The sequence below is a fragment of the Pseudomonas sp. genome (assembly GCF_030696055.1).
Lineage (GTDB): Bacteria > Pseudomonadota > Gammaproteobacteria > Pseudomonadales > Pseudomonadaceae > Aquipseudomonas.
The window spans coordinates 1-6,261 of record NZ_JAUYNP010000280.1; the positions used below are offsets into that span (position 1 = coordinate 1).

At 58.7% G+C, this 6,261-nt stretch carries 6 protein-coding genes and 1 pseudogene; 3 read left to right on the plus strand and 4 right to left on the minus strand.

Translation table 11 applies throughout. The features are described from left to right. Positions 1 to 186: 186 nt before the first annotated feature. Positions 187 to 486 (minus strand): PilZ domain-containing protein, encoded by a 300-nt coding sequence (locus Q8Q83_RS16555; protein ID WP_305625227.1) that lies wholly within the window; start codon positions 484 to 486, stop codon positions 187 to 189. A 215-nt stretch (positions 487 to 701) separates the two neighbouring features. Here Q8Q83_RS16555 and rssB point away from each other — a divergent pair, with 215 nt between their 5' ends. Further along, positions 702 to 1,886, plus strand: a complete 1,185-nt coding sequence (gene rssB / locus Q8Q83_RS16560) for a two-component system response regulator RssB (protein WP_305625228.1) — start codon at positions 702 to 704, stop codon at positions 1,884 to 1,886. A gap of 8 nt (positions 1,887 to 1,894) precedes the next feature. Continuing rightward, on the plus strand, positions 1,895 to 2,377 hold the full coding sequence (gene rssC / locus Q8Q83_RS16565; protein WP_305625232.1) for an anti-sigma factor antagonist RssC: 483 nt from the start codon (positions 1,895 to 1,897) through the stop codon (positions 2,375 to 2,377). 57 nt (positions 2,378 to 2,434) lie between these two features. Here rssC and tal read toward each other — a convergent pair whose 3' ends face one another. Next, the gene (gene tal, locus Q8Q83_RS16570) at positions 2,435 to 3,361 is read right to left on the minus strand and encodes a transaldolase (protein WP_305625229.1); all 927 of its coding nucleotides are present in this window, start codon (positions 3,359 to 3,361) and stop codon (positions 2,435 to 2,437) included. A 41-nt stretch (positions 3,362 to 3,402) separates the two neighbouring features. Beyond that, positions 3,403 to 4,392, minus strand: coding sequence for a tRNA dihydrouridine(20/20a) synthase DusA (gene dusA / locus Q8Q83_RS16575; RefSeq protein WP_305625230.1), 990 nt, complete (start codon positions 4,390 to 4,392; stop codon positions 3,403 to 3,405). Positions 4,393 to 4,513: 121 nt separating this feature from the next. Between dusA and Q8Q83_RS16580 the strand changes: the two are divergent. Further along, positions 4,514 to 5,626: pseudogene (locus Q8Q83_RS16580) on the plus strand (tyrosine-type recombinase/integrase). On the opposite strand, the gene Q8Q83_RS16585 reads toward Q8Q83_RS16580, so the two are convergent. Continuing rightward, positions 5,623 to 5,949, minus strand: coding sequence for a pyocin activator PrtN family protein (locus Q8Q83_RS16585; protein ID WP_305625231.1), 327 nt, complete (start codon positions 5,947 to 5,949; stop codon positions 5,623 to 5,625). The pseudogene Q8Q83_RS16580 and the gene Q8Q83_RS16585 overlap by 4 nt on opposite strands. Positions 5,950 to 6,261: the final 312 nt, after the last annotated feature.

Consider the following 6,261-nt stretch of genomic DNA (forward strand, 5'->3'; position numbering starts at 1 on the left):
CCCCTCGATGGAGTTGGGAGTGGAGGCGAGGTTGTGGGTGAGTTCCAGTGCCCGAGCGAGACGCATAAAAAATCCGATGCCAATACTGGCATCGGATTTTGATTTCTTGCGGCCAAAGGTCAAGTAAGAGGGCTTAACTGACTGGCATTAGCCTAATCGGCCGCCTTTGCGTTTGCACAACCGCTCTCAGGTCATCGAGATGATCGCCAGCCCCAGGGCCTGACGGCCGTCCTCCATGGTGCTGACCCGCACCACTTCGGCCTGGGCATCCAGCCCGCGCAGTTCGTTATGGTCGGAGGCGATATGCACCTTGACCTTGTCGCCCATGCTGAGAGTGCTTTCTGCCTCCAGTTGCATGCCGGTGCTGGATAGATCGAGGCACAACGCAGGAACTTCCTGGCCGTCATAGTGCAAGGTGACCGGCGCTTCCAAGCGCATGCGGATGTAATCGCGTTTTTCACTGTAGGCACGATCATTTTGGCTCATGGGCACTTTCCTCTTATTATCGGGGCTGTCCTGCGACTCTTATAACCTCGGCCGATTTGAGGTGTAAAGTCGTACGGCGACGATCGGCACCCGCTTGAATCGAGGTGCGGATGGGAGTACCGTCTGCGCCTTGATGCAAGCCGAGTTCGCGCGCGCAGGTGGCTAACCTGGCGCATAAGCCAACCCATACCCGGCGCAGTTTGCCTGGATACCCCATGCACAAAACCAGTGCCACGCTGCTGATAATCGACGACGACGACGTAGTACGCGCGAGTCTCGCGGCCTACCTGGAAGACAGTGGTTTTCATGTGCTGCAAGCCGCCAATGGCCTGCAAGGCCTGGAAGTCTTCCATAACCAGTCTCCGGATCTGGTGATCTGCGACCTGCGCATGCCCCAGGTCGACGGCCTCGAGCTGATCCGCCGGATCAATGCGCTGCAAGTGGAAACCCCGGTCATAGTGGTGTCTGGCGCAGGCGTGATGAGTGATGCGGTCGAGGCCCTGCGCCTCGGCGCCGCCGACTACCTGATCAAACCCCTGGCGGATCTGGCTGTGCTCGAGCACTCGATTCGTCGCGCCCTGGATCGGGCCAATCTGCGCCTGGAAAACCAGCGTTACCGCGAAGAGCTGGAAACCGCCAACCGCGAGTTGCAGGCCAGCCTGCATCTGCTCCAGGAAGACCAGAACGCCGGTCGCCAGGTGCAGATGAATATGCTGCCGGTCACGCCCTGGAGCACCGATGGGCTGAACTTCGCCCACCAGATCATTCCGTCGCTGTATCTGTCCGGCGACTTCGTCGATTACTTCCGCGTCGATGAAAGCCGCGTGGCCTTCTACCTGGCCGACGTGTCCGGGCATGGCGCTTCTTCAGCCTTTATCACCGTGCTGCTGAAGTTTATGACCACGCGGCTGCTCTACGAGTCGCGCCGGGGCGGCAGCTTGCCTAGCTTCAAACCCTCGGAAGTGCTCGACCATATCAATCGCGGTTTGATCAACTGCAAACTGGGCAAGCACGTGACCATGCTCGGCGGCGTGATCGACCTGGAAAACAACCGTCTGACTTACAGTATCGGCGGCCATCTGCCGTTGCCGATACTGTTCAGCAATGGCGAGGCGCGTTACCTGGACGGCCGCGGCCTGCCGGTCGGGCTGTTCGCCGAGGCCGAGTACAAGGATCTGGTGCTGGATTTGCCGGAGTCGTTCAGCTTGACGCTGCTCTCCGACGGCATTCTCGATTTGCTGTCAGGTGATACGCTGAAGGATAAAGAGGCCATACTGCCACAGATGGTCAGTTCCGCAGGAGGCACCCTGGATGGCTTGCGCAAGGCCTTTGGGCTGGCCAATCTGAGGGATATGCCGGATGATATCGCCTTGCTGGTGTTAAGCAGGAACCTTGCATGAACCCTGGGATAAACCCCGGTAGAATCCAGTTCGCCGAACAAGACGGAACCTTCGTTCTGAAGTTTGTGGGTGAAATACGCCTGACCCTGTGTTCGGCCCTGGACTCCACCATCGAAAAGATCTTCACCGCGCTGAACTTCTCGGCCATCGTGATCGATCTAACCGAAACCCGTAGCATCGATAGCACTACGCTGGGCTTGCTGGCCAAACTGTCGATTCTCTCGCGGCAGAAGATCGGCCTGCTGCCGACCGTGGTCACCACCCACGAAGACATCACCCGCCTGCTGCAGTCCATGGGCTTCGATCAGGTGTTCAATATCGTCGATACGCCAGTTCCCTGCCCGAATTGCCTGGACGATCTGCCGTCCCAGGATCAATCGGAAGAAGTGGTGCGGGAGAAGGTGCTGGAAGCGCACCGGATTCTGATGGGGCTGAATGACTCCAATCGCGAAGCCTTCCACGATCTGGTCAATGCCCTAGAGCATCACTGATTAGCGATACGGGAACAGCAGCGGGGCGCTCACTGAAATGAGCGCCCCGTTGTGCATCTAGGCTTGGCCTGCCAGCAGCTTTTCCAGCTTTTCCTGATCGCGGGCGAACTGGCGAATGCCTTCGGCGAGTTTTTCAGTGGCCATGGCGTCTTCGTTCATCGCCCAGCGGAACTGGCTTTCGCTGAGGTTCTGCCGTGCTTCGGCGGTTTTGCCTGGGCTTAGCAGGCGTGCCAGTGGGGTTTGCTCATCGGCTAATTGCTGCAGCAGCTCAGGGCTGATGGTCAGACGATCGCAGCCGGCCAGTTGTTCGATCTGGCCGATATTGCGAAAGCTCGCGCCCATCACCACGGTCTGGTAGCCGTTGGCCTTGTAGTAGTTGTAGATGCGCGTAACCGACTGCACGCCCGGGTCTTCGGCGCCGACAAAATCCCGGCCTTCAGCCTTCTTGTACCAATCGTAGATGCGCCCCACGAAGGGTGAAATCAGAAAGGCCCCGGCATCGGCGCAGGCCTGGGCCTGGGCGAAGGAGAACAGCAGGGTGAGGTTGGTCTGGATGCCGGCTTGTTCCAGCTGCTCGGCGGCGCGGATGCCTTCCCAGGTCGAGGCGATCTTGATCAGTACCCGTTCGCGGCCGATCCCAGCCTGCTCGTAGAGACCGATCAGGCGTTCGGCGCGGCGCAGGGTGGCCTGGGTGTCGAAGGACAGGCGCGCATCGACTTCGGTGGAGATGCGCCCGGGAATGATCTTGAGGATTTCCTCGCCCACCGCCACGCCGAAATGGTCGCAGGCCAGGTTCAGATTGCCCTTGCTGGTGCGTACGGCGCCGTGCAGCAGCTCGCTGTAGCGCGGCATGGCAGCGGCTTTGAGCAACAGGGATGGGTTGGTGGTGGCGTCGACCGGCTTCATCCGGGCGATGGCGTCGAGGTCGCCGGTATCGGCGACTACGGTAGTGAACTGCTTGAGTTGATCCAGCTTGGAGGTCATGACAGCGCCTTGTCGTTGCAGATGCCCTGACCTTAACCGAGTCAGCGCCCTTGCAGCAATTGCGCCGCCTGATCGAACAGCGCCAGCGGCTTATCGGTCTTGTGGATGTCCACCGAGAGCAGCTGACGGAAGCGCCGCGCGCCATTGAAGCCCTGGCCCAGGCCGAGCATATGGCGGGTGATATGGTGCATGCTGCCGCCTTCGGCCAGGTGCTCTGCGATATAGCCGCGCATCGACTGCATGGCCTCGAGGCGACTCAGCACCGGGTTGCTGGCGCCGAACAGCAGCTGATCGACCTGGGCCAGCAGATAGGGGTTGTGATAGGCCTCGCGGCCGAGCATCACCCCATCGAAGGTCTGCAGGTGCTGCTGGCACTCTTCCAGGGTCTTGATGCCGCCATTGAGGATAATTTCAAGTTCTGGGAAGTCCTGCTTGAGCTGCGCCGCCACCTCGTAGCGCAGCGGCGGCACTTCGCGGTTTTCCTTGGGCGACAGGCCTTCGAGAATGGCGATGCGCGCATGCACGGTAAAACTGGTGCAGCCGGCCGCGCGCACGGTGCCGACGAAATCACGCAGCTCGGCATAGCTGTCGCGGCCGTTGATGCCGATGCGGTGCTTGACCGTCACCGGGATGCTCACCGCATCCTGCATGGCCTTGACGCAATCGGCCACCAGTTGCGGATGGCCCATCAGGCAGGCGCCGATCATATTGTTCTGCACCCGGTCGCTGGGGCAGCCGACGTTGAGGTTGACCTCGTTATAGCCCGCTTCCTCCGCCAGCTTGGCACAGGCCGCCAACTCTGCCGGCACACTGCCGCCCAACTGCAAGGCCAGTGGATACTCCGCCGCGCTATGGCGCAGAAAGCGCGCGCTATCGTTATGCAAGATCGCGCCGGTGGTGACCATCTCGGTATAGAGCAGCGTATGCCGGGACAGCTGACGCAGGAAATAACGGCAGTGGCGGTCCGTCCAATCCATCATCGGGGCGACAGAAAACCTCCTATTTGGCTCTGGCCGCTCTGTTATGGGCATTGTAGCTGTGTTTGTGGGGTTTTCTGCTTCGCTCATTTGCTACCGTTTTCGCTTATTTTTGCTCGTTTCTGGGAGTGCGTTGCTACAATTTTGCAACGCAAATCAGTCGTGTAGCAAAATCATGGGCTCTATAACTATCCGCAAGCGCAAGGACGGGTCTGCACGGTATACCGCGCAAATCAGGACCATGCAGCAGGGCGCAACAGTTTATCAGGAAAGCCAGACCTTCGACCGCAAGGTCACCGCTCAGGCTTGGATCAAGCGGCGCGAGACGGAATTGGCTGAACCTGGCGCCATTGCTAAAGCAAATCGTTAGGGCGTGACGGTCAAGGAAATGATCGATCGCTACCTTGATGAATACGAAAAGTTCAGGCCGCTCGGCAAGACCAAGCGCGCCACGCTCAAGGCGATTAGCAAAACATGGTTGGGCGATCTTGAAGACTCGCAGGTCACCAGCCAGCAGTTGGTTGAGTACGGTAATCGCCGGATGCAGGAGGATGGCATTCAGGCGCAGACACTCGGAAATGACCTTGCTCATCTTGGTGCAGTTCTCTCCGTAGCAAGGCCGGCATGGGGTTATGATATTGATCCGATGGCGATGCCTGACGCGCGCCGGGTACTGCGCAAAATGGGCGCCGTGACCAAGAGCAAGGAAAGGGCGCGCCGGCCAACGCTGGATGAACTGGACAGGCTGCTGACCTACTTTTCCGAGATGCGCGACCGCCGCAAGCAACAGATCGACATGGTGCGAGTAACCGTGTTCGCGTTGTTCTCGACGCGCCGGCAAGAGGAGATCACGCGCATTCGCTGGGGTGCTATGGATGAGCCAGGCCAGCGAGTGCTGATCACCAATATGAAGAATCCAGGCCAGAAGCACGGCAATGACGTGTGGTGTCTGGTTCCAGATGAGGCTTGGCGCATCCTGCAGTCAATGCCTCGGGTTGCTGACGAGGTGTTCCCCTTTAACGCCAGATCGGTGTCAGCGTCGTTTACACGCGCCTGCAATTTCCTGGAGATTGACGATCTGCATTTTCACGACCTGCGCCATGACGGCGTGAGTCGGCTATTTGAATTGGGTTGGGATATTCCGAAAGCGGCCAGCGTGTCGGGCCACCGGGATTGGAACTCGATGCGGCGCTATACGCACCTGCGGGGGAATGGTGACCCTTACAAGGATTGGTCATGGCTGGAGAGGGTTATAACGGGCCCCGTGATTGGGGCCGTGTTGGGTTAGGACACTCGGCGTATGCCTCGGCCCATCAATTTGTCGTGCTCAGCCTTGGCCTTGCTGTGCTGGGCGTCGAGGTAAGCAGCCAGATCAGACAGGTGAACGCCTCGCGCTGACTTCTGGCTGCTCTCCATCGGTACCAGTGTCAGGTCGATTTGGCCGGCGGCGACCTTGAGCTTCATTTTCTCTGGCGTCATGTGGCTGAAATAGTCAGCACAGACGCGCTCAAGCGGGATGATTGCTTGGCCGTTGTACTGGGCCATCAGTAGGAAGGCAGTATGAAGACATCTTGCGCAAGATCCAGCGTGCGCGAGAGGCGATGGCTTCACTGTCTAAAGAGAACGTTTTTTCTGAGATAGAACACTAGAGAGGTGGGTGGTGCCAAGCTGCATCTATATATAGAGGTAGATTCGGGTGGGCGGCTGAGTGCGGTCACGTTGGATAAGAAGGCTTTCGCGCGTATCACGCTGAAAGCTGAATAAACGTTCAAATAAGCGTTGACGTAGAATTGGCTGGGCCTATAATGCGCACCTCTTCCGGTGCAGGCCTCTCGGAAAACTTCTTCTAAAACAAGAAGTTAACTTAAAAATAGAGGTTGTAGTTTGGCGAAAGCCAAGTACAATGCGCCGGGCTGGCAGGGT